The organism is Janthinobacterium lyxosi (genome assembly GCF_051380665.1).
Lineage (GTDB): Bacteria > Pseudomonadota > Gammaproteobacteria > Burkholderiales > Burkholderiaceae_D > Janthinobacterium.
The window spans coordinates 117,376-140,387 of record NZ_JBNYXM010000006.1 but is presented as its reverse complement, the minus strand read 5'-3'; the positions used below and the strand labels follow the sequence as shown (position 1 = coordinate 140,387).

The 23,012-nt window shown below is 65.0% G+C and carries 17 protein-coding genes; 9 read left to right on the top strand and 8 right to left on the bottom strand.

All coding sequences use genetic code 11. The features are described 5' to 3' along the window. Positions 1–117 precede the first annotated feature (117 nt). From ACQ4WP_RS08040 to ACQ4WP_RS08000, 9 genes are all read left to right on the top strand, one after another. The gene (locus ACQ4WP_RS08040; RefSeq protein ID WP_436519485.1) at positions 118–3,816 is read left to right on the top strand and encodes a nitrate reductase subunit alpha; all 3,699 of its coding nucleotides are present in this window, start codon (positions 118–120) and stop codon (positions 3,814–3,816) included. 1 nt (position 3,817) lies between these two features. Then, the gene (narH, locus tag ACQ4WP_RS08035; RefSeq protein WP_436519484.1) at positions 3,818–5,368 is read left to right on the top strand and encodes a nitrate reductase subunit beta; all 1,551 of its coding nucleotides are present in this window, start codon (positions 3,818–3,820) and stop codon (positions 5,366–5,368) included. A 9-nt stretch (positions 5,369–5,377) separates the two neighbouring features. Further along, positions 5,378–6,046, top strand: a complete 669-nt coding sequence (narJ, locus tag ACQ4WP_RS08030) for a nitrate reductase molybdenum cofactor assembly chaperone (protein ID WP_436519483.1) — start codon at positions 5,378–5,380, stop codon at positions 6,044–6,046. Between the two features lie 27 nt (positions 6,047–6,073). Then, complete coding sequence (gene narI, locus ACQ4WP_RS08025; RefSeq protein WP_436519482.1) at positions 6,074–6,760, top strand: respiratory nitrate reductase subunit gamma; 687 nt, start codon at positions 6,074–6,076, stop codon at positions 6,758–6,760. 15 nt (positions 6,761–6,775) lie between these two features. Next, entirely contained in the window at positions 6,776–7,522 is a 747-nt protein-coding gene (locus tag ACQ4WP_RS08020; protein ID WP_436519481.1) for a peptidylprolyl isomerase, read from the top strand. Positions 7,523–7,624: 102 nt separating this feature from the next. Continuing rightward, entirely contained in the window at positions 7,625–8,611 is a 987-nt protein-coding gene (gene moaA, locus ACQ4WP_RS08015; protein WP_436519480.1) for a GTP 3',8-cyclase MoaA, read from the top strand. A 26-nt stretch (positions 8,612–8,637) separates the two neighbouring features. Beyond that, on the top strand, positions 8,638–10,539 hold the full coding sequence (locus ACQ4WP_RS08010) for a type IV pili methyl-accepting chemotaxis transducer N-terminal domain-containing protein (protein WP_436519479.1): 1,902 nt from the start codon (positions 8,638–8,640) through the stop codon (positions 10,537–10,539). A 24-nt stretch (positions 10,540–10,563) separates the two neighbouring features. Next, positions 10,564–11,226 carry a response regulator gene (locus tag ACQ4WP_RS08005; RefSeq protein ID WP_436519478.1) on the top strand — a complete coding sequence of 221 codons (663 nt, stop codon included), beginning with the start codon at positions 10,564–10,566 and terminating at the stop codon, positions 11,224–11,226. Positions 11,227–11,350: 124 nt separating this feature from the next. After that, positions 11,351–12,562 (top strand): NnrS family protein, encoded by a 1,212-nt coding sequence (locus tag ACQ4WP_RS08000; protein WP_436519477.1) that lies wholly within the window; start codon positions 11,351–11,353, stop codon positions 12,560–12,562. 7 nt (positions 12,563–12,569) lie between these two features. Here the strand turns inward: ACQ4WP_RS08000 and ACQ4WP_RS07995 are convergent, their stop codons facing one another. The 8 genes from ACQ4WP_RS07995 to ACQ4WP_RS07960 form a co-directional block, all read right to left on the bottom strand. After that, positions 12,570–12,695: a hypothetical protein gene (locus ACQ4WP_RS07995; RefSeq protein WP_436519476.1), complete on the bottom strand. Its 126-nt coding sequence runs from the start codon at positions 12,693–12,695 to the stop codon at positions 12,570–12,572. A 33-nt stretch (positions 12,696–12,728) separates the two neighbouring features. Continuing rightward, the gene (locus tag ACQ4WP_RS07990; RefSeq protein WP_436519475.1) at positions 12,729–16,151 is read right to left on the bottom strand and encodes a response regulator; all 3,423 of its coding nucleotides are present in this window, start codon (positions 16,149–16,151) and stop codon (positions 12,729–12,731) included. Positions 16,152–16,199: 48 nt separating this feature from the next. Continuing rightward, complete coding sequence (locus ACQ4WP_RS07985; RefSeq protein ID WP_436519474.1) at positions 16,200–17,900, bottom strand: sensor histidine kinase; 1,701 nt, start codon at positions 17,898–17,900, stop codon at positions 16,200–16,202. Positions 17,901–18,079: 179 nt separating this feature from the next. After that, a complete protein-coding gene (locus ACQ4WP_RS07980) occupies positions 18,080–20,296 on the bottom strand; it encodes a hybrid sensor histidine kinase/response regulator (RefSeq protein ID WP_436519473.1) in 2,217 nt (738 codons plus the stop codon). Further along, positions 20,293–20,655, bottom strand: coding sequence for an Hpt domain-containing protein (locus tag ACQ4WP_RS07975; RefSeq protein ID WP_436519472.1), 363 nt, complete (start codon positions 20,653–20,655; stop codon positions 20,293–20,295). The genes ACQ4WP_RS07980 and ACQ4WP_RS07975 overlap by 4 nt, the downstream gene beginning before the upstream one ends. Before the next feature lie 42 nt (positions 20,656–20,697). After that, a complete protein-coding gene (locus tag ACQ4WP_RS07970) occupies positions 20,698–21,315 on the bottom strand; it encodes a response regulator (RefSeq protein ID WP_436519471.1) in 618 nt (205 codons plus the stop codon). Positions 21,316–21,389: 74 nt separating this feature from the next. After that, positions 21,390–22,310, bottom strand: coding sequence for an HDOD domain-containing protein (locus ACQ4WP_RS07965; RefSeq protein ID WP_436519470.1), 921 nt, complete (start codon positions 22,308–22,310; stop codon positions 21,390–21,392). Further along, positions 22,307–22,933: a hypothetical protein gene (locus ACQ4WP_RS07960; protein ID WP_436519469.1), complete on the bottom strand. Its 627-nt coding sequence runs from the start codon at positions 22,931–22,933 to the stop codon at positions 22,307–22,309. The genes ACQ4WP_RS07965 and ACQ4WP_RS07960 overlap by 4 nt, the downstream gene beginning before the upstream one ends. Positions 22,934–23,012 lie beyond the last annotated feature (79 nt).

The following is a 23,012-nucleotide window of genomic DNA, read 5'->3' as shown; positions in this document are numbered from 1 at the left end:
GCCAATACCGCCGGGCGGGGCGCATCGATAGACTGTGTGTATCGACGCTTGAGCCATCCTGCTTGCAGCGTTTTTTAAGACCTGGCGCCGCTGCCTGCGGCGCAATGTGGAGGTAGCATGAGTCACTTTCTGGACCGCCTGAAATTTTTTAGCAAGCCTGCCGAGCCGTTTTCCAACGGCCATGGCACCGTGGTCGATGAAGACCGTACCTGGGAAAACGCCTATCGCCAGCGCTGGCAGCACGACAAGATCGTGCGTTCCACGCATGGCGTGAACTGCACCGGCTCTTGCAGCTGGAAGGTGTATGTCAAGAATGGCCTGATCACCTGGGAGACCCAGCAAACCGATTACCCGCGCACGCGGCCCGACCTGCCCAACCACGAGCCGCGCGGCTGCCCGCGCGGCGCCAGCTATTCTTGGTATGTGTATTCGGCCCAGCGCGTGAAATACCCGATGGTGCGCGGCCGCCTGATGGAAATGTGGCGCGAAGCGCGCAAGACCATGGACCCCGTCACCGCCTGGGACTGGATCAGCCAGGACCCCGTGCGCTCGCAGCAATACAAATCCATCCGTGGCCTGGGCGGCTTCGTGCGCGCCACGTGGGAAGAATCGAATGAAATCATCGCCGCCGCGAATGCGCTGACGATCAAGAAATACGGCCCGGACCGCATCGTCGGTTTTTCGCCGATTCCCGCCATGTCCATGGTCAGCTATGCCTCCGGCACGCGCTACCTGTCGCTGATCGGCGGCGTGGCCCTGAGTTTCTATGACTGGTACTGCGACTTGCCGCCGGCCAGCCCGCAAGTGTGGGGCGAACAGACGGACGTGCCGGAATCGGCCGACTGGTACAACTCGACCTATTTGATGGTGTGGGGCTCGAACGTGCCGATGACGCGCACGCCGGATGCCCACTTCTACACGGAAGTGCGCTACAAGGGCACGAAAACCGTGGCCATCTCGCCCGATTATGGCGAAATGGTGAAGTTCGGCGACATCTGGCTGGCCCCGAAACAGGGCACGGACGCCGCGCTGGCGCTGGCCATGGGCCACGTCATCCTGAAGGAATTCCACTCGGAAGGCCAGTCCGACTACTTCCGCGAATATGCGCGCCAGTACACGGACTTCCCCATGCTGGTGCTGCTCAAGGAGCATAACGGCACCCTGGTGCCCGATTACTTCCTGCGCGCTTCGCACCTGGACAACAACCTCGACGAAACGAATAACCCGGAATGGAAAACCCTGGTCATCGACGAAACCACGGGCACCATCACGGCGCCGGCCGGCTCCATCGGCTTCCGCTGGGGCGAATCGGGCAAGTGGAACCTGGAGCAGAAGGCAGGCGGCAGCGGCGTGCCTATCGTGCCGATGCTGTCCATGATCAACGACAGCGACGCTGTCACGGAAGTGGGTTTTGCCTACTTCGGCGGCAAGGATGCGGCCGACATGCTGCTGCGCAAAGTGCCTGTGAAAACCATCCGCCTGGCCGACGGCAGCACCGCCCTGGTCACCACCGTGTTCGATCTGACCCTGGCCAACTACGGCATCGACCGTGGCCTGGGCGGTGAAAACGTGGCGGAAAGCTATGACGACGACGTGCCGTACACCCCCGCATGGCAGGAAAAGCACACGGGTGTGAAGCGCGCCGACGTCATCACCGTGGCGCGCCAGTTCGCGGAAAACGCGGATCAGACGCGCGGCAAGAGCATGGTCATCGTGGGCGCCGGCCTGAATCACTGGTACCACATGGACATGACCTATCGCGGCATCATCAATATGCTGATGATGTGCGGCTGTATCGGCCAGTCGGGCGGCGGCTGGGCCCATTACGTGGGGCAGGAAAAACTGCGTCCGCAAACGGGCTGGACGCCTTTGGCTTTCGCCCAGGATTGGGTGCGTCCGATGCGCCAGATGAACGGCACCTCGTTCTTCTATGCCCACACCAGCCAGTGGCGCCATGAAAAGCTGGAAACGGGCGACATCGCCTCGCCATCGGCCGCCGGCGGCACGGGCGACCTGACCCTGCTCGACTACAACGCCAAGGCCGAGCGCATGGGCTGGCTGCCATCGGCGCCGCAGCTGCAAACCAATCCGCTGGAAGTGGCCAAGGCCGCCAAGGCAGCAGGGCAGGCGCCGGCCGCGTATGCGCTCGACCAGATCAAGGCCGGCCAGCTGCAGTTCTCCTGCGACGACCCGGACAATCCAGCCAACTTCCCGCGCAACATGTTTGTCTGGCGCTCGAATATCCTGGGCAGCTCGGGCAAGGGCCACGAATACTTCCTGAAATACCTGTTGGGCACGCAGAACGGTTTGCTCAGCGACGAAGACGACTGCATCACGCCGAAACAGGTGAAAGTGCGTCCTGCCGCCGAAGGCAAGCTCGATCTGCTGGTGGTGCTGGACTTCCGCATGTCGACCACGTGTTTGTATGGCGACGTGGTGCTGCCGACGGCCACCTGGTATGAAAAAGATGACTTGAATACCTCGGACATGCATCCGTTCATCCACCCGCTGTCGGAAGCCGTGCAGCCGCTGTGGCAATCGAAGTCGGACTGGGAAATCTACAAGGGCATCGCCGAGAAATTCTCGGAAATCGGTGGCGAACTGTTGGGCACCCAGCAAGACATCATCCTCACGCCGCTGATGCACGATACGCCGGGCGAGCTGGGCCAGCCTTTCGATCCCAAGGATTGGCGCGCCGGCGAATGCGACGCCATTCCGGGCAAGACCATGCCGAACATGACGGTGGTCGAGCGTAATTACCGCGACGTCTACAAGAAGTTCACCTCGATCGGACCGCTGCTGGAAACCATCGGCAACGGCGGCAAGGGCATTTCCTGGAAAACGGGGCATGAAGTCGAAGTGTTGCGCGGCATCAACCGCACGGTGCTCGATGAAGGCGTGTCGAAGGGCCAGCCGCGCCTCGATACGGCCATCGATGCGGCCGAGATGATCCTGACGCTGGCGCCGGAAACGAATGGCCACGTGGCCGTCAAAGCCTGGGCCGCGCTGTCCGCCATCACGGGACGCGAGCACACGCATCTGGCCAAGCCGCGCGAGCATGACAGCATCCGCTTCCGCGATGTGCAGGCGCAGCCGCGCAAGATCATTTCCTCGCCCACCTGGTCGGGTCTGGAAAGCGAAGAAGTCAGCTACACGGCCGGCTATACGAATGTGCATGAAATGATCCCATGGCGCACGCTGACGGGCCGCCAGCAGTTTTACCAGGATCACCTGTGGATGCGCGATTTCGGCGAAGGCCTGTGCGTGTACAAGCCGGCGATCAACACGAAGACGACGGAAGCGCTGCTGGGCACCAAGCCGAACGGCAACAAGGAACTGGCGCTGAACTTCTTGACGCCGCACCAGAAGTGGGGCATCCACTCCACGTATTCGGACAACCTGCGCATGCTGACCCTGTCGCGCGGCGGACCGCACGTGTGGCTGTCGGAAATCGACGCGAAGACGGCCGGCATCGTCGACAACGACTGGATCGAGGTCTTCAATGTGAACGGCAGCCTGACGGCGCGGGCCGTCGTCAGCCAGCGCATCCCGTCCGGCATGACGATGATGTACCACGCGCAGGAAAAAATCATCAACGTGCCTGGCGCGGAAATGACGGGCAAGCGGGGCGGCATCCATAACTCCGTGACGCGCGCCGTGCCCAAGCCGACGCACATGATCGGCGGCTACGCCCAGCTGGCGTACGGCTTCAATTACTACGGCACGGTGGGCTCCAACCGCGATGAATTCGTATTGGTGCGCAAAATGAACAAGGTCGATTGGCTGGAAGGCCCGTTGCAGGAAGAAGGAGCATAGTATGAAAATCAGAGCGCAAATCGGCATGGTGCTGAACCTGGACAAGTGCATCGGCTGCCACACCTGTTCCGTCACGTGCAAGAACGTGTGGACCAGCCGCGACGGCGTCGAGTACGCATGGTTCAACAACGTCGAAACGAAACCGGGCATCGGTTATCCGAAGCAGTGGGAAAACCAGGACAAGTGGAATGGCGGCTGGCGCCGCACGGACGCGGGCAAGATCGAGCCGCGCCAGGGCAGCCGCCTGAAAATCCTGGCGAATATCTTCGCCAATCCGAACCTGCCGGCCATCGACGAGTACTACGAGCCGTTCACCTACGATTACGAGCACCTGCAAAGCGCACCGCTGTCGCAGACGCCGCCGACCGCCCGTCCGATCTCCGTGTTGACGGGGAAAAAGATGGAAAAGATCGAATGGGGTCCGAATTGGGAGGATGACCTGGGGGGCGAGTTCGCCCACCGCAGCAAGGACAAGCTGTTCGACAACATGCAGAAGGAAATGTACGGCACCTTCGAAAACACCTTCATGATGTATCTGCCGCGCCTGTGCGAGCATTGCCTGAACCCGACGTGCGTGGCGTCTTGCCCGTCCGGCTCCGTGTACAAGCGCGAAGACGACGGCATCGTGCTGATCGACCAGGACAAGTGCCGCGGCTGGCGCATGTGCATCTCCGGCTGTCCGTACAAGAAGATTTACTACAATTGGTCGTCCGGCAAGGCGGAGAAGTGCACGTTCTGCTTCCCCCGCATCGAAGCGGGCCAGCCTACCGTGTGCTCGGAAACGTGCGTCGGCCGCATCCGCTACCTGGGTGTGCTGTTGTACGACGCCGACAAGATCGAGGCTGCCGCCTCCGTGCCGCAAGAGCAGGACCTGTACCAGGCGCAGCTGGACCTGTTCCTCGATCCGCACGACCCGGCCATCATCGCCGAGGCGCGCCGCCAGGGCATCCCGGATCTTTGGCTGGAAGCGGCCGCCAAGTCGCCCGTCTACAAGATGGCCGTCGATTGGAAAGTGGCGTTCCCGCTGCATCCTGAATATCGCACCTTGCCGATGGTGTGGTACGTGCCACCCCTGTCACCGATCCAGGCGGCGGCCGAATCGGGCAAGCTGGGCGTGAATGGCATGCTGCCGGACACGCAAAGCCTGCGCATTCCCGTGCAGTACCTGGCCAATTTGCTGACGGCCGGCGACCAGCCGCCCATCGTCTCGGCGCTGGACCGCATGCTGGCCATGCGTGCCTATATGCGCAGCAAGACCGTCGACAAGGTAGAGAACCTGACGGTATTGAAGCAGGTGGGCTTGACCAAGGCGCAGGTGGAAGACATGTACCACATCATGGCCATCGCCAATTACGAAGACCGCTTCGTCATCCCGAGCAGCCACAAGGAAATGGCGGAAGACAGCTTCAACGAGAAGGGTTCGTGCGGCTTCAGTTTCGGTAACGGCTGTTCGGACGGTGCCAGCGAGCCTACCTTGTTCGGCAAGAAAAAACACGGTTCGGCCATCTTCATGCAGATGCCGAAGTCGCGCAAAACGGCGCCAGGCGCTTAAGGAACCGATATGACACACGCTATGAATCACTATCAAATCCTCTCGCGCCTGTTGCTGTATCCGGAACCCGAGCTGATCGCGCACCTGCCCGAGTTGGACGCGGCGCTGGCGGCCGTGCCGGAGCAGCACGCGCTGTTGCGGCCCTTGCTGGCGCACCTGGAAAACAGCAGCCTGATCGACCTGCAGCAGCAGTACGTGGCCACGTTTGACCGCAACCCGTCGCATTCGCTGCATCTGTTCGAGCATATCCACGGCGAATCGCGCGACCGGGGCCAGGCCATGGTCGACCTGATGGAGGAATACAAGCGCCATGGCTTGCAGATGACGGGCGACGATTTGCCCGACTTCGTGCCGCTGTTCCTGGAATTTTTGGCGCAGCTCGACGAGGCGGCATCGGCGCCGCTGCTGGGTGACGCCGTCCACGTGCTGGCGCATATCGGCCGCAAGTTGACGGCCAACGGCAGTCCGTATGCGCCCGTCTTCACGGTGCTCGAACGCCTCAGCCCCGTGGCGGCCGAAATGCTGGCCGAACCACCCATCCGCGACATGGATGAAGCGCTGGAAACCTTCGGCCCCGGAGCGGACGGCGTCGAGCCGCTGCTGCGCCAGGGTCTGGGCCAGGCCCCGGGCGGCGTCCATCCCGTGCACTTTCACCCGCAGCCGCGGCGCGCCGCTTGAACGGCGCCCGCATGACGAGGAGTTATCATGAGTAATTATTTGCATCAATTTGTGTATGGCATCTATCCATACATCGCGCTGGCCATCTTTTTCTTGGGTAGCCTGATCCGCTTCGACCGCGAGCAATACACGTGGAAGTCCGATTCCAGCCAGTTGCTGCACCGCGGCAGCTTGCGCCTGGGTAATATCCTGTTCCACATCGGCATCATCGGCCTGCTGTTCGGCCATGCGGCCGGCTTGCTGACCCCCGTCTGGGTGTGGGATACATTGGGCGTGTCGCACAGCCTGAAACAAGGCGTGGCGATGGCTGCCGGCGGCATCATGGGCGGCCTGTGCCTGGTCGGCTTGCTGATCCTGCTGGTGCGCCGCTTTTCCAATGACCGGCTGCGCGCCGTCACCACGGCCGGCGACAAGCTGGTGATGGTCTGGATCCTGCTGACCTTGCTGCTGGGCCTGTCGTCGATCTTTGTCTCGGCCTCGCACATGGATGGCCACATGATGGTCCTGCTGATGAACTGGGCGCAGCACATCGTCACCTTCCGCGGCGACGCCGCCAGCTTCATCGTCGATGCGCCGCTGGTCTTCAAGCTGCACCTGTTCATGGGCATGTCGCTGTTCGTCATCTTCCCGTTCACCCGTCTGGTGCACGTGTGGAGCGGCTTTGGCGCCATCGGATACCTTGGCCGTGCCTATCAACTGGTGCGCCGCCGCTAAGAAAGGAGTCACATCATGGGAATCTCCGTCAATGGCATCGATATCGACGATGCCGACATCGCACTGGAATTGCCGCACCACGACCGTGCCGGCAATCCGCTGAAACAGGCCGTGCATGAACTGGTGCTGCGCCGCCTGCTGCTGGGTGAGGCCGAGCGCCTCGGCGTGCATGGCGACAGCGACGATGGCCGCATCGAGGCGCTGTTCGAGCAGGAAGTGCAAGTGCCGGCGGCCGACGACGAAGCCTGCCGCACCTTTTATGCGCAGCGTCCGCAATTGTTTCGCAGCGGGGCGCTGGTCGAGGCACGCCACATCCTGTTCCAGGTGACGCCCGAGGCGCCCCTGGAGCTGCTGCGCACCACGGCGCAAGCCGTGCTCGACGCCCTCAAACTGGCGCCCGAGCGCTTCGCCGAACTGGCGGCGCAGTATTCGAACTGCCCGTCCGGCGCCTTGGGCGGAAGCCTGGGCCAGCTGTCGCCGGGCCAGAGCGTGCCGGAATTCGACGCGCTGCTGTTCCGCCTGGAGGCGGGCGCGCTGGCCGGTCACTTGCTGGAAACGCGCTTCGGCTACCACATCGTGCAGGTGCAGCGCCGGGTCGAAGGCCAGGCCATCGCCTACGAGGCGGTGCAGGCGCAGATCGCCGACCGCCTGTCGCGCGCAGCGTGGCAGCGCGCCGTGCACCAGTATCTGCACTTGCTGGTGGGGCGCGCCGACATCGCGGGCATCGAGCTCGAAGGCACAGCCAGTCCGCTGGTTCAGTAGGCTGAAATGCGTAGGCCGGAAGGCGTAGGCCGCTAGGCCTTCTGGGGCACAGCCAGATCGTGTCCCAGCCTTTACAATCAAGGAAGAAACAGGAGTTGTGTCATGGGTAGCGTCAAGTTGCAGGACCGTTTTGGCCGTTCGATCGATTATGTGCGGCTATCCGTCACCGATCGCTGTGATTTGCGCTGCAGTTATTGCATGCCCAAGGGCTTTCGCGGCTTCGAGGAGCCGAAGGGCTGGCTGACGTTCGACGAGATCGAGCGTTTGCTGGGTATTTTTGTTCGCCTCGGTACGCGCCGCGTGCGCCTGACGGGCGGCGAGCCGCTGTTGCGGCGCAACCTGCCCGAGCTGGCGCAGCGGCTGACGGCACTGCCCGGTTTGCAAGACCTGTCGCTGTCGACGAATGCCACCCAATTGGGCAAGCACGCCGTGGCCCTGCGCGCGGCGGGCGTGGACCGCATCAATGTCAGCCTGGACTCTTTGGACCGCGCCTGCATGCAGCAGATCACGGGACGCGACAGCCTGCAGCCTATTTTAGACGGCCTGATGGCGGGCAAGGCGGCCGGTTTTGATCCCATCAAGATCAATATGGTGGCCATGCGCGGCGTCAATGACGGCCAGATCGAGGCCATGGCGGCCTTCTGCATCGAGCAGCAGTTCATCCTGCGCCTGATCGAAGCCATGCCGATGGGCAGTACGGGCCGCAATGCCCGCTACATGCCGCTGGGGCCCGTGCGTGAGCGCCTGGCGACCCGCTTTGGCCTGGTGCCGCAGGCGCAGGAACTGGGCGGCGGGCCGGCGCGCTATATGGCGACCCCCGATGGACGCTCGAGCATCGGCTTCATCACGCCCATGTCGCAGCATTTTTGCGCCACGTGCAACCGCGTGCGCCTGTCCGTTGATGGTACCCTGTATCTGTGCCTGGGCCAGGAAGAGAAATTCGCCTTCGGCCCGATGCTGCGCGGCGGGGCCACCGATGCGGAAATCGAAGCGGCGATCCGCGCCGCCATCGAACTCAAGCCGCAGCAGCACGATTTCAATACGCAGCCAGACAAGATTATCCGTTTTATGGCCCAAACCGGAGGCTGAACGGGGCGGTGCCAAGTAAAGGGTGTATGAAATTTAAAGCGATGTTTTCCTCCTGGCAGAAGCTGTCGACCAAGATCGTCGGCGCGCTGTTGCTCATGCTGGTGCTGGCATTGAGTGCCATCGGCTGCACCCTGTTCCTGTCGTGGCAACTCGAAGGCAGTTCTGCCGCCATCAACGAGACGGGCCGTTTGCGCATGCAGACTTACCGTCTGACCCTGCTGATCGCCAGCGACGCACGCGAACAGGCGCGCCAGCAAGCGCTGCTGATCGACGAGACCCTGGCCAAGATCGGCCACGGCGACCCGCAGCGTCCCTTGTTCCTGCCCCCCAGCAGCGCCATCAAGTCGGAATTCAAGCGCATCGGCGCCGCCTGGCGCGGCGCCTTGCGCCCGGCCGCCCTGGCCGCCGATAGCACCGCGCGCGCGCGCCAGTTCGAGCATGACGCCGATACCTTTGTCGGCCAGGTCGATCAGCTGGTGCGGCTGATCGAGCACGATAGCGAGCAACGCACCTTCTGGCTGCGCGCCTCGCAGCTGATCCTGGTGGGCATGGCTGTCATCGGCACGGTCAGCATGATTTACCTGATGTTCATGCTCATCATCGAACCGGTGACGCGGCTGCGCCTGGGCATGCAGCGCATGAAGGAGCGCGATTTCAGCGTGCGCCTGGCCGTCGAAAGCAATGACGAATTCGGCCAGCTGGCCAGTGGCTTCAACCAGATGGCCGACCGCCTGCAGGCGCTGTACGGCAACCTGGAGGAGGGCGTGCGCAGCAAGACGGCCACGCTGGAGTACCGTAACCGCGAACTGGCCCTGCTGTACGAAAGCGCCGCTTTCCTGCAGCGCCCGCAACCTTTGGCCGATATTTGCGGCGGCTTCATGCAGCGCATCGTCGATTATTTCGAGGCGGACGGCTCCACCGTGCGCGTGCTCGATGCCGAGCGGGGCAACCTGCACATGGTGGTGCACCACGGCCTGTCGGAAGAACTGGTGGCGTCCGAGCATTGCCTGAAGGTGGGCGACTGCCTGTGCGGCACGGCTGTCGAAATGAAGGTGGCGAAGGTGCACGACATGCGCCGTATCGACAAGGCGCACCAGCTGCGCTGCCACCGCGAGGGCTTTGCCACCGTCTCCGTCTTCCATATCCATGCGCACGAACAGCACCTGGGCTTCTTCAACCTGCATTTCCGTCATGCGCGCGTGTTTTCCGCGCGCGAGCTGGCGCTGCTGGAAACTTTGGGCCAACTGCTGGGCATCGCGCTGGAAAACCTGCGCTTGGCCGCGCGCGAGCGTGAAATGGCCATTTCCGAAGAGCGCAACCTGGTGGCGCAGGGCCTGCATGACAGCATCGCGCAAAGCCTCAATTTCCTCAACCTGCAAGTGCAGATGCTCGACGATTCGGTGCGCAATGCACGCTTCGATGAAGTGGCGGGCATCGTGCCGGCCCTGCATGCGGGCGTAAAGGAAAGCTATGACGACGTGCGCGAACTGCTGGTCAACTTCCGCAGCCGCCTGATGGAGGACGACCTGATCGGCTCCCTGCGCGCGGCGGTGGACAAATTTCGCCGCCAGACGGGCATCGACGCCGAGCTGCTGGCCGATGTCGATGGCGCGCCATTCCCCCGCGAACAGCAATTGCAGTTACTATTCATCGTGCAGGAAGCGTTGTCGAACATCCGCAAGCACGCCCAGGCCAGCCATGTCGAGGTGCGCCTCGCCGATCACCAGGACTTTGCGCTGACGATCAGCGATAATGGCGTCGGCTTTGATGCTTGCGCCGTGCTGGAAAAGGGCGACAGCCATGTCGGCATCCATATCATGCGCGAGCGCGCGCAGCGCATCGAGGCCACGTTCGACGTGCATGCCTGTCCCGGTGGCGGCACCACGGTCGAACTGCACCTGTCGCGCGAGCAGCGCCGCGCCGCATAAGCAACTATCTGAAAGTACAAAAAAATGGAGATTCCCGTCAAACCGATCACCGTCATGCTGGTGGACGACCATGCGCTGTTCCGCAGCGGCATCCGCTCGCTGCTGCAGAGGCATACCGACTTTTCCGTGGTGGGCGAGGCGGCCGATGGCGTGGAAGGCATCAAGCGCGCCATCCAGCTGCAGCCCGACGTGGTGCTGCTGGACCTGAACATGGCCGGCATGTCGGGCGTCGAAGCGCTGCAGCTGATGCAGCACGACTGTCCCGACACGGCCATCGTCATGCTGACCGTCTCCGAAGACGCCGAAGACCTGGCGACGGCCCTGCGCGCGGGTGCCTGCGGCTACCTGATCAAGAATATCGACGCCGACTACCTGGTGCGCGCCATCCGCCGCGCGGCAGCCGGCGAAGTCGTCATCGCCGAAGCGATGACGGGCAAGCTGGTGGCGCAGCTGCAGGCGGGCACGCGGCGCGAGGAACCCGTGTCGGAGCTCGACAAGCTCACGCCGCGCGAAAAGGAAATCATCGACTGCCTGTCGCGCGGCGAGAGCAACAAGGGCATCGCGCGCACCCTCGACCTGGCCGAAAGCACGGTCAAGATCCACGTGCAGAACGTGCTGAAAAAACTTAACCTCACCAGCCGCGTGCAGGCGGCCGTGTACGCGGTCGAACACCGCCAGGGCAAGTAGCCTGCGCTGCCGGCTAGTCATTGCGGGCTAGCCGGCTAGTTCTTTTACCGATGGCTGTTTTCGCGCTTTTAAAGTAGTATATTGAATATATCTTTAACGAATATATCTCAAATACGAGTCCATCATGGCCATCACCCCGATCAGCGAACCTTCCTCTTCTTCCACAACAGCCGGCGCCGCTCCCTGGCATGCCCGCCACGCCGTCTGGCAACTGGGTTTCCGCCCGTTTTACCTGCTGGCGGCGCTGTTTGCGGCCGTCAGCATACCCCTGTGGCTGGCCAGTTATGCCGGCTTGCTGCCGGGCGGCCTGCACCTGGGGCTGGGCTGGCATATGCATGAAATGGTGTTCGGCTTCGCGCTGGCCGTCGTCGTGGGCTTTTTGTACACGGCGGGGCGCAATTGGACGGGCTTGCCCACGCCGCATGGCGCCCGGCTGATGGCGCTGGTGGCGCTATGGTTGGCCGGGCGCATCGCCATGCTGTGCAGCCCCGGGCTGGTGGCGGCGCTGGTCGAGTGGCTGTTCCTGCCGCTGGCCGCCTGGCCCCTGTACCAGGTGCTGCGCCGCTCGGGCAATACGCGCAACCTGTTCCTGGTGGGCCTGCTGGCCTTGCTGGCGCTGGCCAATGGCCTGTTCCACGCGGCCGTGCTGGGCGCGCTGCCTCTGTCGCTGTTCGTGCCCGTGCAGGCGGCCATCTTCATCATCGTGCTGATCGAATCGGTGATCGGTGCGCGCGTGATCCCCATGTTTACGCGCAATGGGGCGCCAGGCAGTACGCCGGTGGCCAGTCCGAAGCGGGCGCTGGTCGCCGTGGCCTGCATGGCGGCGGCGGCCATCGCGTGGCTGGCAGGTGCGCCAGCCTGGCTGACGGCGCCGCTGGCCCTGGCGGCAAGCGGCGTGTCGCTGGCCAATCTGCTGGCTTGGCAGCCACAGCGCACCTTGCGCGTGCCCTTGCTGTGGATTTTGCACCTGTCGTATGCGTGGATAGGCGTCGGCTTTGCGCTGCTGGCGCTGGCCAGCCTGGGTCTGCTGCCGGCCAGCGCCGCATTTCACGCGCTGACGGTGGGGTCGATGGCGGGATTGATCATCGGCATGATGACGCGCACCACCCTGGGCCACACGGGGCGCCCTTTGACGGGCGGCCGGGCGGAAGCGGCGATGTACTGGCTGATCCAGCTGGGCGCGCTGGCTCGCCTGCTGGCCGCTGTCGGTCCCGCAGCGCTGGCCATGCCGCTGCTGCTGATAGCAGGCGCGTGCTGGTCGCTGGCCTTTGGCTTGTTTGCGTGCGTGTATGCGCCCTATCTGTGGCGCGTCAGGGTGGATGGGCGCGAAGGCTAGGCGGGTGTCAGAAAGGGCGCCAGGCCATCAGTTTCCTGATCTCCGGCGTCCAGTAGGACAGCGATTCGCCCACGACGAATAGCAGCATGCCCAGCATCAAGGCTCTCAGCAGCAAATCCCTGCACCAGATCATGGCGTCTCCCAAATTTTCATATTGGCAAGTTTATCATTGGCATGCACTGCCATGCTGAGTTTCTGGCATGGCCGGCTGGCCGGGTGGGGGCGTCTGCGTCGTGAAGGCAGCGATGGCATCGATGGCGTGCGCCAGGGCCTGTTCCAGTGTAACAAGCGCGGCTGACGCATCGTCGCCGGCGTGCAGCAACTGTTCTGCTTGCTGCGCGGCCTGCAGGGTGGCGGGCAGGGCCAGACTGCCAGCCTCGCCCGCCAGCTTGTGCGCCAGCGCGGCAGCGTCGCCGCGTGCGTTGGCCGCCAGCAGCGCGCGCATGGCGCCCACCGTGTTGCGGTAGGTGTTGCCAAAGCGCGACAGATGCTGGCGGTAAGGCGCCTCATCGAGCCACTGCGCCATGCCTTGCGCCAGGTCGATAACGGATGCCGCACCGCACGGCACCACGGGCATCGCCGCTTCGGCCATGGCCGGTAGCCCTTGTGCATGACGCCGGTGTGCGCGCGCGATCAGGGCGATGGTTTGCGGCACGTCGAACGGTTTGCTGATGAAATGGTTCACGCCCGCTTCCAGTGCCGCCGTGCGCTGTGTCTGGAACGCCCCGGCCGTCAGCGCCACCACGGGCAGGTCCTGAAATTGCGGCAGCTGGCGCAGCGCGCGCGTCGCCTGCAAGCCGTCCATGACGGGCATCTGCACGTCCATCAGCACGATGTCGACGGCGGCGGGGTGGGCCAGCAGCCAGTCCAGCGCCTGCTGGCCATCGCAGGCGAACGACGGCACGGCCCCCTGGTCGCACAGGATATGCTTGATCACATCGCGGTTGATGTCGCTGTCGTCGACCACCAGCACGCGCACGCCGGCGAGCTGGCGTTCTTCCAGCGGCACAAGACTGGTGTCCTGGCCGGCGGCCCTGGCGCGCTGCCGGCGCGCGTCCATCGTCGCGTTGTACAGGCTGGAAGCCGTCACCGGTTCGTTGAGGACGGCGTCGGCCGGATCGGCCGGGTCGGTATGGCGCCGCGCTGGCCGCGTGGCTGGCGCGCCGCTGGCCGCCAGGATAATGATGGGGCATTCCTGCGGTGGCAGGTGTTCGCGCAGCGCGCGTGCCGTGGCTTCGCCATCCAGCTCCGGCATGCGCGCGGCCAGCAGGACGACGCCGGGCCGCGCGCCCTCGGCGCAGGCCAGCGCATGGTCGAGGGCCGCCCGCCCGCCGGCCACGGCATGCACGCTCCAGCCCAGGCCGCGCGCCACGGCGGCAACGGCATCGCGCCTGTCGGCGTTGGCATCGACCAGCAGGGCATGCAAGGCTTGCATGTCGGGCGAGGACGGGGGGCCGGCGGGCATCAGTTGCAGCGGCACGGTGAAACTGAAGTCGCTGCCCTGGCCCAGGCCGCTTTTCAGGCGCAGCGAGCCGCCCATCAGGCTGACCAGCTGGCGACAGATGGTCAGGCCCAGGCCCGTGCCGCCGAAGCGGCGCGTGGTGGATGTGTCGGCCTGGGCGAAGGCGGAAAAGATCGTCTCCTGCACTTCGGGAGCGACGCCGATGCCCGTGTCGCGCACGCTGAAACGCAGCACCGCGGCGGCGCCGTCGCGGCGCTCCAGTGTGGACACCAGCTCGACCGTGCCTTGCGCCGTGAACTTGATGGCATTGCTGGTCAGGTTGAGCAGCACCTGTTCCAGCCGCAGCGCGTCGCCCAGCACCTGGTCCACACCATCGGGTAGCGGCCCGATGCGCACGGCGATCGGCTTGTCAAGCGCGGCAATGCCCATGCTGGCGGCAATTTTCTCGATCACCTCGGCCAGGCGGAACGGCGCCTGCTCGATGGTCATGTGGCCCGCCTCGATTTTCGACACGTCGAGCACGTCGTTGATGATGCCCAGCAAGGACTGGCCGGCGGAGCGGATCTTGCGCGTCATCATGAGTCCTTCCCCATCCAGGCTGCTCCGTTCCAGCAGCCACGCCATGCCGAGGATGGCGTTGAGCGGCGAGCGGATTTCATGGCTCATGTTGGCGAGGAATTCCGCCTTGCTGCGGTTGGCCGCTTCGGCCACATCGCGCGCCAGCAGCATGGCCTCTTCGGCCTGCTTTTGCGCGGAAATATCCTGTGCAAAGATCAGCGTGGCCGGTCCATCCTTGAGCATCACGCGCGTGGTGGTCTTGAACATGGGCACGGGAAGGCCCTGCTTGTCCAGGCCGATGGCTTCGAACACCTGTTCGCTGGGTGAGTCCGCCTCGATCAGCGCTTCGTTGGTGGCCAGTGCCGCCTGCGATTGCGCGGAAATCATGGCGGACCAGGGCAGGCCGTTCAGATCGTCGTCCTCCGTGTAGCCGTGCAGCCTGCGGTAGCGGGGATTCGAGTAGATGAAGCGGCCGTGGCGCAGGATGGCGATGGCCACGGGCGCATCTTCGATCAGCGTGCGAAAGCGCGTTTCGCTGTCGGACACGGCTTGCATGGACTGGCGCTCCATTTCCTGTTCCGCATGCCAGGCGGCCTGCTGCCGGCGCCGCCGCTGGCTCCAGAACAACAGGCTGGCCCCGGCCAGCGCCAGCATGCCAAAGCAGAGGACGTAGGCCAGTGCCTGCCGCCGCAGCGGGGCGGCGATGGCCGCCTCTTCGCGGCTCAGGCCGATGATGATGGCACGGTCCATGTGCAGTGCGGGAGGCGCGATGGTCGCCATGGCCATGATGCGGGGTGTGGCGGCGCCGGCAATCTCGACGCCGCTCAGGACGCCAGCCTGGTAGCCGCTGTCGCGGAAGCGCCGCAGGAAGCTGCCGGGGACATCCACATTGCCGCCATTGGCAGCCCTGGCGGGATAGTTCAGGAATTGCCGGCCATCGCCATGCAGCACCACGGCCCAGATGTCGGGGGCATACATGGCGGTGCGGAACTTGGCCGTGAAGTATTCAGGATCGAGGGTGGCCACCACCACGCCGGCAAAGCTGCCCTGCCGGTCTTGCACCATGCGCGACGCCGTGATGACCAGGTCACGCTTGAAGGACAGGAAGGGCGCCGAGATGTACAGCATGCGCGCATCAGGGGCGTCGCGCGCCGTCTGGAAGTAGCCGCGGCGCGAAAAATCCTGGTCGGCCAGTTCCGGGATGTTGGTGGCGATCGGCTTGCCCTTCGCATCGATGACCAGCATGGTGCGCACGCCCGGCATGGCGTCGACCAGCGCGGCCAGGCGCCGCGGCAGGGCTTGCCCGGAGTCCGCCGCGGCACCGGCGCCAAGATAGTCGCGGATCACGCCGTCGAGCACCAGGTTGGTCGCTGCCAGGTCGACTTCGATATTTTTTGCCAACAGTGCCGTCAGCACGCTGAGCCGTTCACGCTCGGCCGCGTCGTGCCGCGAGGCTTCGGCCAGATGCGCGTAGGCAAGGACGGTAGCCACGAGGAGCAGCCCGAGGAGTAAAAACAGCCATTCGATCCATTCTCTGCGTACCGCCGCCGCATCTGTATGGTAGGTCATGGGGCGATGCTATACCCGATAGGGATGGATAACAACGTTAGCGTACGACTATGCATGCGATAGTGTGGTCAATTTGCCGTCCGCCGCCATCGCGCGGGTCGTGCCGCCCAGTGGCAGGCGCAGGCGGAAGGCGGCGCCGTGGCCCGGTGCGGATGCCACGCCGATACTGCCGCCCATCAAGGTGACGAGCTGGCGCGCGATGGCCAGGCCCATGCCGGCGCCACCATGGGCGCGGCTTGGCGAGTCGTCCGCCTGCGAGAATTTGTCGAAGATATCGGCTTGCTGCGCCTGCGCGATGCCGATGCCCGTATCGCGCACCTCGATCTGCAAGTCCGCGCCACTGAGCATGACGTGCACATCGACCCGCCCTGCGGACGTGTAACGGATGGCATTGTCGAGCAGGATATCGAGCACGCGCACCAGGCGGACGCGGTCGCAATCGATGCTGAGCGGCGTTGCGGGCGCGACATGCGCGGCCAGCAGCAGGCCCTTGTGCGCCGCGCGCTGCCGGTGCGGCGCCAGCGCCAGCGCCAGCAGCTGGTCCAGCGGCACGGCGGCAGACTCCAGCCGCACTTGGTCGTTTTCGAGCGCGCTCAGTTCCATCGCCGCCTCAACCATGGCCAGCAATTGGCGGCCGCTGTCCTGTATCGTTTGCGCGTAGGCGGCCTGTTCCGGCTCGCGCAGCTGCTCCAGCAGCAGCTCGGAGAACCCCAGGATGCCATTCAGGGGCGTGCGCAATTCATGCGACATGTTCGACAGGAAGCGCGACTTGGCCTCGCTGGCGGCGATGGCCCTGGCGCGGCTGTCGACCAGGCGGCCGATCAGCAGCGCCAGCGCAGCCCAGGACAGCACGATCAGCGCGCTCGTGACGGCGGCCATCAGCAAGGCCTGGTTGCGGCGCGAGACGTAGTCGGCCAATACCGTGTCGCGGTCCAGTCCGACCAGCATGTAGAGCGGGTAGTTGGCGAGTTTTTCGAAGGCGTAAATGCGCAGTGTGCCGTCGACAGGACTGCGCTCGGTGAAGCTGCCCCGCGTGTTACCTTGCATCAATGCAAATACCTTGCTGCCGCCGACATCCTGGCCGATGGTGTTGACGGCGCCGACCCGGCGCGCGCGCACCACGCCGTCGCTGCCGACGAGCGTGATCGAGCTGTTGTCGCCCAGGTCGACTTCGTCGTACAGGCGTGTAAAGTAATACGGGTCCATCGAGACCACCACCACGCCCTTGAAGCGGCCATCGGCATGGTTGATGCGGCGCGTCATCTGGATCGACCATTTTTTCGACACGCGGCCCAGTACCGGCTTGCTGATATACAGTTCGCCGCTGTCGCGCTGCATGTGTACCCGGATGTGCTCGCGGTCGGCCAGCTTGGTCGGTTTGAAGGGGTGGCTCGACAGCACAGTGTCGCCCCGTTCGTCGACGATGGTAAACAGGTTGTACAGGGGGCCGGGATTGAGACCTTGCTGCAGGTCCGCCACGATGTCGAGGCGCTTGCCCAGCGCCTGGTAGCGGCTGCGCAGGTAGGTGACAGCCTGGTCCGCCGCCTCGATCGTGCGGATCGCGTGTTCGTCGAAGACGCGCGCCATGCTGCGCGCATCGCGCCCGGCATCGGTGATGGCGGCGGCGTGCGCGCGCTGCAATTGCAGCACGGTGATGCTCCATAGCCCCGCCAGCAGGACCGCCATGAAGAGCGACAGCAGGCTGCGCGTATCCCAGCCCTGCCAGCCCTGCCAACCCTCCCAGGCCATGGCCTTCCAGTTTCTGTACTCCCGCATGCTGCCTCCGCCAGGTCTGCCAGGTCTGCCACTATGCGCGGATGCCCGGCGTCACTGGTGCGTTGATCTGCCAATTATAGCGAATATAATTGATTTTATCGAATAAATTGATTTTTATGCAGAAGTGTTGTATTCATCGCCGGCCTGGGTGGCTAGCGCATTGCCGCCTGGCGGGTCAGCCAATGGTCCACTATCGCGCGCAGCTGGGCGGCCGTAAAGGGCTTGGACAGATAATCGTCCATGCCGGCCGCCAAGCAGCGCTGCCGGTCGTCCTCGGTAACGCCGGCCGTCAGGGCGATGACGGGCAGGCGCGCCGCGCCGCTGGCCGTTTCGCGGGCACGCAGGGCCTGGCAAGCCTGGTAGCCATCCATGACGGGCATCATGCAGTCCATCAGGACCAGGTCGTACTGCTGCGCGGCCAGTGCTTGCAGGCCCAGTGCGCCGTTCTCCGCCGTGTCGATGCTGTAGCCGCGGGCGGCCAGCTGCAGGCACACCAGCTGGCGGTTCAGCGCCGTATCCTCGACCAGCAGGATGCGCGCGCCCGGCACCGATGCCGATGCCGAGACCGGTATGGCTTCGGCGGGCGGCGCTGGCGCCGTCTCAGGCTCCGGCGTGGCAGCGGCTGCCGCCTGGGCCGCCTGGCAGGGAATACGCACGGTGAAGCGGGAACCGGCGCCGGGCGCGCTGCTGCAGAAAATCTCGCCGCCCAGCAGCGCCACCAGGTACTTGCAGATGCTCAGACCCAGTCCCGTGCCGCCATAGGCGCCGCCGATGCTGTCGTCGGCCTGGCAAAACGGCTCGAAGATGCGGCTCAGCTGCTGCTGGCTCATGCCGATGCCCTGGTCGTTGACGCTGGCGACGAGGCAGGCGCTGGCGCCGTCCGGTGTAGCCGCTTCCAGGTGCAGGCGCACGGTCACGCTGCCGGAGGGCGTAAATTTGATGGCATTGCTGAGCAGGTTGCCGAGGATTTGCGCGAGGCGCGTGCGATCCGAGCACACCCGTTGCGGCACGCTGTTGCCGATTTCGCTGACAAGGTGCAACTTCTTGCCGTCGGCTTGCGGGCGGTGCAGTGCCAGCACGTCGTCGAGCAGCAGACGCGGGTCGAAGTCGCGCAGCTCGATGCCCATCTGGCCTGCCTCCACCTTGGACAGGTCGAGAATGTCGTTCAGGATGCGCATCAGGTGCTGCACGCCATCGCCGATGCGCTGCGCATATTGTTGCTGAGAGGCACCGAGTTCGGTTTCCTGCAGCAGTTCGGCCATGGGCGTGCGGATCTCGTGGCGCATGATGGCCAGGAAGCGCGACTTGGCGGCGTTCGCCGCTTCCGCGCGCGCTTGCAGCGCCAGCGCCATGGCCTCGTCGCGCTCCTGGCGCCGCAGCAGGGCCATGATCAGCGCGATGGCCAGGGCCAGCACGAGCAGGCTGATGACCGCTGCGCCGCCCATGGTGCGCAGCATGCGCCGCCAGGCCGCCAGGTAGACGTCGTCGGTAATGGTCACGTTGATGGCCAGCGGATAGTCGCGCACCAGCCGTATGCCGGCCAGGCGGTCGACCATGCGCCCCTGCTCGGCCGCGCGCGGCGAGTCCACCTGCAGCACGCCATCGGTCTTGCCTTGTTCCAGCAGGCGGTAGGTGCTGCCCGTCAGGTTGCGCTTGCCCATCATGGCGGGCACGGCCGGCCAGCGGGCCAGCAGCGTGTAGTCGCTACGGTACAGGGAAAAGGCCGTGTGTTCGCCGATGCTGGTGCTCTGGAAGAATTTGCTGAAGAAGTCGCACGACAGGCCCACCAGCACCACGCCCAGGAAGCGGCCGTCCGGCCCGCTGATGCGCCGGCTGATATAGAAGGTCCAGGCGCCATTGCCCTTGTTTTGCACGGGCGCGCTGACATGCATGCCGCCGTCCGGGTGGCGCCGGTGATACTCGAAGTAATCGCGCTCGTCGAGGCGGATGGATGGCGCGGGATAGGCGCGGCTGAAGGCCAGTACGCTGGCATCGCTGCCGACGATGGACACGACGTCCACTTGCGGCACGCCGCTGATCTTGTGCAGCAGCATCTGGTGCATGGCCGGGGTGCCGACGGCGGCGGCCAGCGCGTGCGCGTCCACTGGGGCCGTGGCCAGGATGTCGTTGCTGACACTGTCGAGCACCAGGCGGGCCGCCGTCATGCTTTGCGCCGTGTTTTCCGCCAGCAGCAGCGACAGCCTGGACAGGTCCTGTTTCCAGTCATCGATGGCTTCGCGGTGCAGCAGCACGCCGGAGGCGACGATGCTCAGCGCCAGCAGGCCCACCAGCACCAGGCCCACGATAGCCGCCGTGGTGCGCGGCCGATAGCGGTGCGCCAGGCGCAAGACGGCCTGGCGTGCGTTCATGCCTGCGCGCCCGTGTAGTCAAGCATGCTGCGGCGTACCTCCTGCTCCACTGCGCCGAGCAGCGCCGCCGTTTCCGCCAGCCAGCCGGCGGCCGCCACACCCTGGTGGCGCACCAGTTGCTCCAGCTCCGCCAGGCGCGCCACCAGCGCGCCGGCGCCCAGCAGGGCCACGGTACCGCGCAAGGTATGGCAGCTATGCACGATGGCCTGCGCCGCGCCGCTGCGCACGGCCTGCTCCACGCGCGCAAACATGGCTGGCGACGTGTCGAGGTAGGTCTGGGACAGGGCGCGGAACATCTCCAGGTCATGGCCGGTGGCCTGGAACAGCACGGCTGGATCGATGTGGCGATAGGCTGGCATGGCGGCTCCGTGGCAAGGGGCAAGAGGGGAAGCGGCGGCAGGCTAGGCGGCCAGGCTGTTGCGCCGCGCATGGCCGGCGCAGCAGGCGCGCAGGTAGCCGCGCAACTCGTCGTAATTGACGGGCTTGGCAAAGAACACCACGCCGGGCGGCACGCCACCGCGTTCTTCCAGTTCCTCCGGCGTCAGGCTCGACAGCATGGCGATATGCATGTCAGCCAGCAGCGGGTCGGCCAGGATGGTGCGGATCACTTCGTAGCCATCGATGCCTTCCATGATGATGTCGGCCAGCAGGATGTCGGGCTGGTCGCGGGCGATTTCCATCAGCGCCTGGTAGCCGTTCTCGCAAAAGCGCAAGCTTGCCTGCAAGCCCCATGAACCGATCTGCTTTTCATACAGCGCGCGTTCGATCGGATTGTCTTCGATCACCAGAATGGACGGCGGGCGCCCCGATGGGGCGGGGCGGTTGGCCCGTGCCGCGCGCTGGTCCTGGCCGGGATTGCCCTTGTAGGCCTCGACGGCCGCGAGGGGAATGCGCCGGTGGCCGCCCTTGGTCTTCCAGGCTTCGATAACGCCGGCCTCGACCAATTGCTGCACCGATGTGACCGAGATGCCGAGGATTTCGGCGGCCTTTTGGGTAGTGCATACGTCTGCAGTGTGCATGATGAACTTTATGCTCGAGGGTGAAGTTGAATGGAATGATACGCAATCACGCTCAAAAAATCAATTTCAACAAATTAGATAAATTCACTAGAAACCTGCTGTGCGGCGGGCCGGACTCTGGTGCGCGTGCGAGTACGGCAGGGGGCAAGATGGGCGTGCGGCTCCAGGATCGCGCGCCATTCGCTCCACTCCGCGTTACTGTGGCGCAGCAGGGTTTCCATGTGTTCCGCATCCAGACCCAGTACCCGCGCGGCGGCCATGGCCGGCCCGCGCGGCCCCACGCCATTGCGCAGTATCAGGTCGGCGAAACTGCTGGCCAGTTTCAGCAGCCAGGCCAGGTCTGTCATGCGTCCGGACTGCCCGAAGCCGGGCGGCGCGGCATGGCAGCGCACGGCGTCGCACAGGATGTCCGGCATGCCCCAGCCCCGCATGAGGCTGGCTGACAGCGCCAGTTGATGGTGGCCGAAGCGCCGTGATTCTTCGCACAGCAGCAGCTCCCTGGCAGCGCTGCCGTGCTGGTCCAGCAGTTGTCCATACGCTTGCGGATGCAGCATGGCCAGGGCCAGTTGGCCGATGTTGGCCAGCAAGCCGCATGTGTACAGCTCTTTGGCCGGCGCCAGTTGCAGCGCATCGCCCGCCACGCGGGCGGCGCAGGCCATGGCCTGCGAGTGCGACCAGAATCGCTGCTCGTCGAAGTGCGCACAGGTGGCCGCTGGCAGGGCCGGGATGGCGAACGCCTGGCGCAGGGCGGGCAGGCTGATGGCGGCCAGCATCGCGGCGTCGACTGCCGCATGCACGCGCTCGCCCGGTGGCACGGCGGCGTTCGCCAGGCCGATGAGCTTGCCGGTCAGGGCCGGATCGCAGCCGAGTTGTTCGGCCAGCTCATCGAACGCTACCTGCTGCTGGCACAGCGTCGCCAGCCAGTGGCGCCGCCAAGCGGGCGAGGGCAGGATGGCGCCGCCGAGCCGGCTCGCCAGAGCGATGTGCGCATTCATGGCCGGCTCCCGATGCCGCTGCAGTCATCCGCCTGCGCGGCGCCTGTTTGCAGGGCCGTGACCGCTTGCGACAGCACGTCGAGCGCCATCAGCAGGTCCGCATGCAGGCGGCGTAGCGCGCCGATATCATTGGAAAAGCCCGCATGCACGGCCTGGCGCGCCAGGGTCTGCAGTGGGAGCAGTCCCATGGCGTGGCTGCTGTCGAGAATTTCCTGTGCCAGCACGCGTGCCGGGGCGGGGCGTTCGCAGCGCAGCGCATGGGCGATGCCGGCCAGGCGGTCGCGTGTCTCGGCCACGAACAGGGCCAGAATCTCACCCTGCAGGCGCCGGTCGTAGCCGAACATGGCATCCAGGCGGGCCAGCTCGAACGGCGGCGTGTCCAGCGCTTCGGGCAGGGGCTGTGGCGGCGCCGTGTCTGCCGCCTTGGCCGGCTGGGTGACCCTGCGCGTTTGCAGCAGTTGATGCAGATCGGCAGCCGGCGCGCGGCCGGCCTGGCGCCAGCGGAGGCGGCGCCAGAGCAGGGCGGCCAGCAGCAACAGCAGGCCTGCCAGGGCCAGCGCCGGCCGCATCAGCGAGACGTCGTCGCAGCGAAGGTAGGGATGGACGGCGAGGAAGGCGTTCATGGCAATGCCTGCATGCAGTGAGAGTGGTTGAAAACGGTTGTCATGGCGATGCTCCAGGGCGATCGATGCCAGTGATCCT

Coding starts and splice junctions, on each gene's coding strand:
- ACQ4WP_RS08040 (WP_436519485.1), top strand. CDS start 118: ATGAGTCACTTTCTGGACCGCCTGAAATTTTTTAGCAAGCCTGCCGAG.
- narH (WP_436519484.1), top strand. CDS start 3,818: ATGAAAATCAGAGCGCAAATCGGCATGGTGCTGAACCTGGACAAGTGC.
- narJ (WP_436519483.1), top strand. CDS start 5,378: ATGACACACGCTATGAATCACTATCAAATCCTCTCGCGCCTGTTGCTG.
- narI (WP_436519482.1), top strand. CDS start 6,074: ATGAGTAATTATTTGCATCAATTTGTGTATGGCATCTATCCATACATC.
- ACQ4WP_RS08020 (WP_436519481.1), top strand. CDS start 6,776: ATGGGAATCTCCGTCAATGGCATCGATATCGACGATGCCGACATCGCA.
- moaA (WP_436519480.1), top strand. CDS start 7,625: ATGGGTAGCGTCAAGTTGCAGGACCGTTTTGGCCGTTCGATCGATTAT.
- ACQ4WP_RS08010 (WP_436519479.1), top strand. CDS start 8,638: ATGAAATTTAAAGCGATGTTTTCCTCCTGGCAGAAGCTGTCGACCAAG.
- ACQ4WP_RS08005 (WP_436519478.1), top strand. CDS start 10,564: ATGGAGATTCCCGTCAAACCGATCACCGTCATGCTGGTGGACGACCAT.
- ACQ4WP_RS08000 (WP_436519477.1), top strand. CDS start 11,351: ATGGCCATCACCCCGATCAGCGAACCTTCCTCTTCTTCCACAACAGCC.
- ACQ4WP_RS07995 (WP_436519476.1), bottom strand. CDS start 12,695: ATGATCTGGTGCAGGGATTTGCTGCTGAGAGCCTTGATGCTGGGCATG.
- ACQ4WP_RS07990 (WP_436519475.1), bottom strand. CDS start 16,151: ATGACCTACCATACAGATGCGGCGGCGGTACGCAGAGAATGGATCGAA.
- ACQ4WP_RS07985 (WP_436519474.1), bottom strand. CDS start 17,900: ATGGCCTGGGAGGGTTGGCAGGGCTGGCAGGGCTGGGATACGCGCAGC.
- ACQ4WP_RS07980 (WP_436519473.1), bottom strand. CDS start 20,296: ATGAACGCACGCCAGGCCGTCTTGCGCCTGGCGCACCGCTATCGGCCG.
- ACQ4WP_RS07975 (WP_436519472.1), bottom strand. CDS start 20,655: ATGCCAGCCTATCGCCACATCGATCCAGCCGTGCTGTTCCAGGCCACC.
- ACQ4WP_RS07970 (WP_436519471.1), bottom strand. CDS start 21,315: ATGCACACTGCAGACGTATGCACTACCCAAAAGGCCGCCGAAATCCTC.
- ACQ4WP_RS07965 (WP_436519470.1), bottom strand. CDS start 22,310: ATGAATGCGCACATCGCTCTGGCGAGCCGGCTCGGCGGCGCCATCCTG.
- ACQ4WP_RS07960 (WP_436519469.1), bottom strand. CDS start 22,933: ATGAACGCCTTCCTCGCCGTCCATCCCTACCTTCGCTGCGACGACGTC.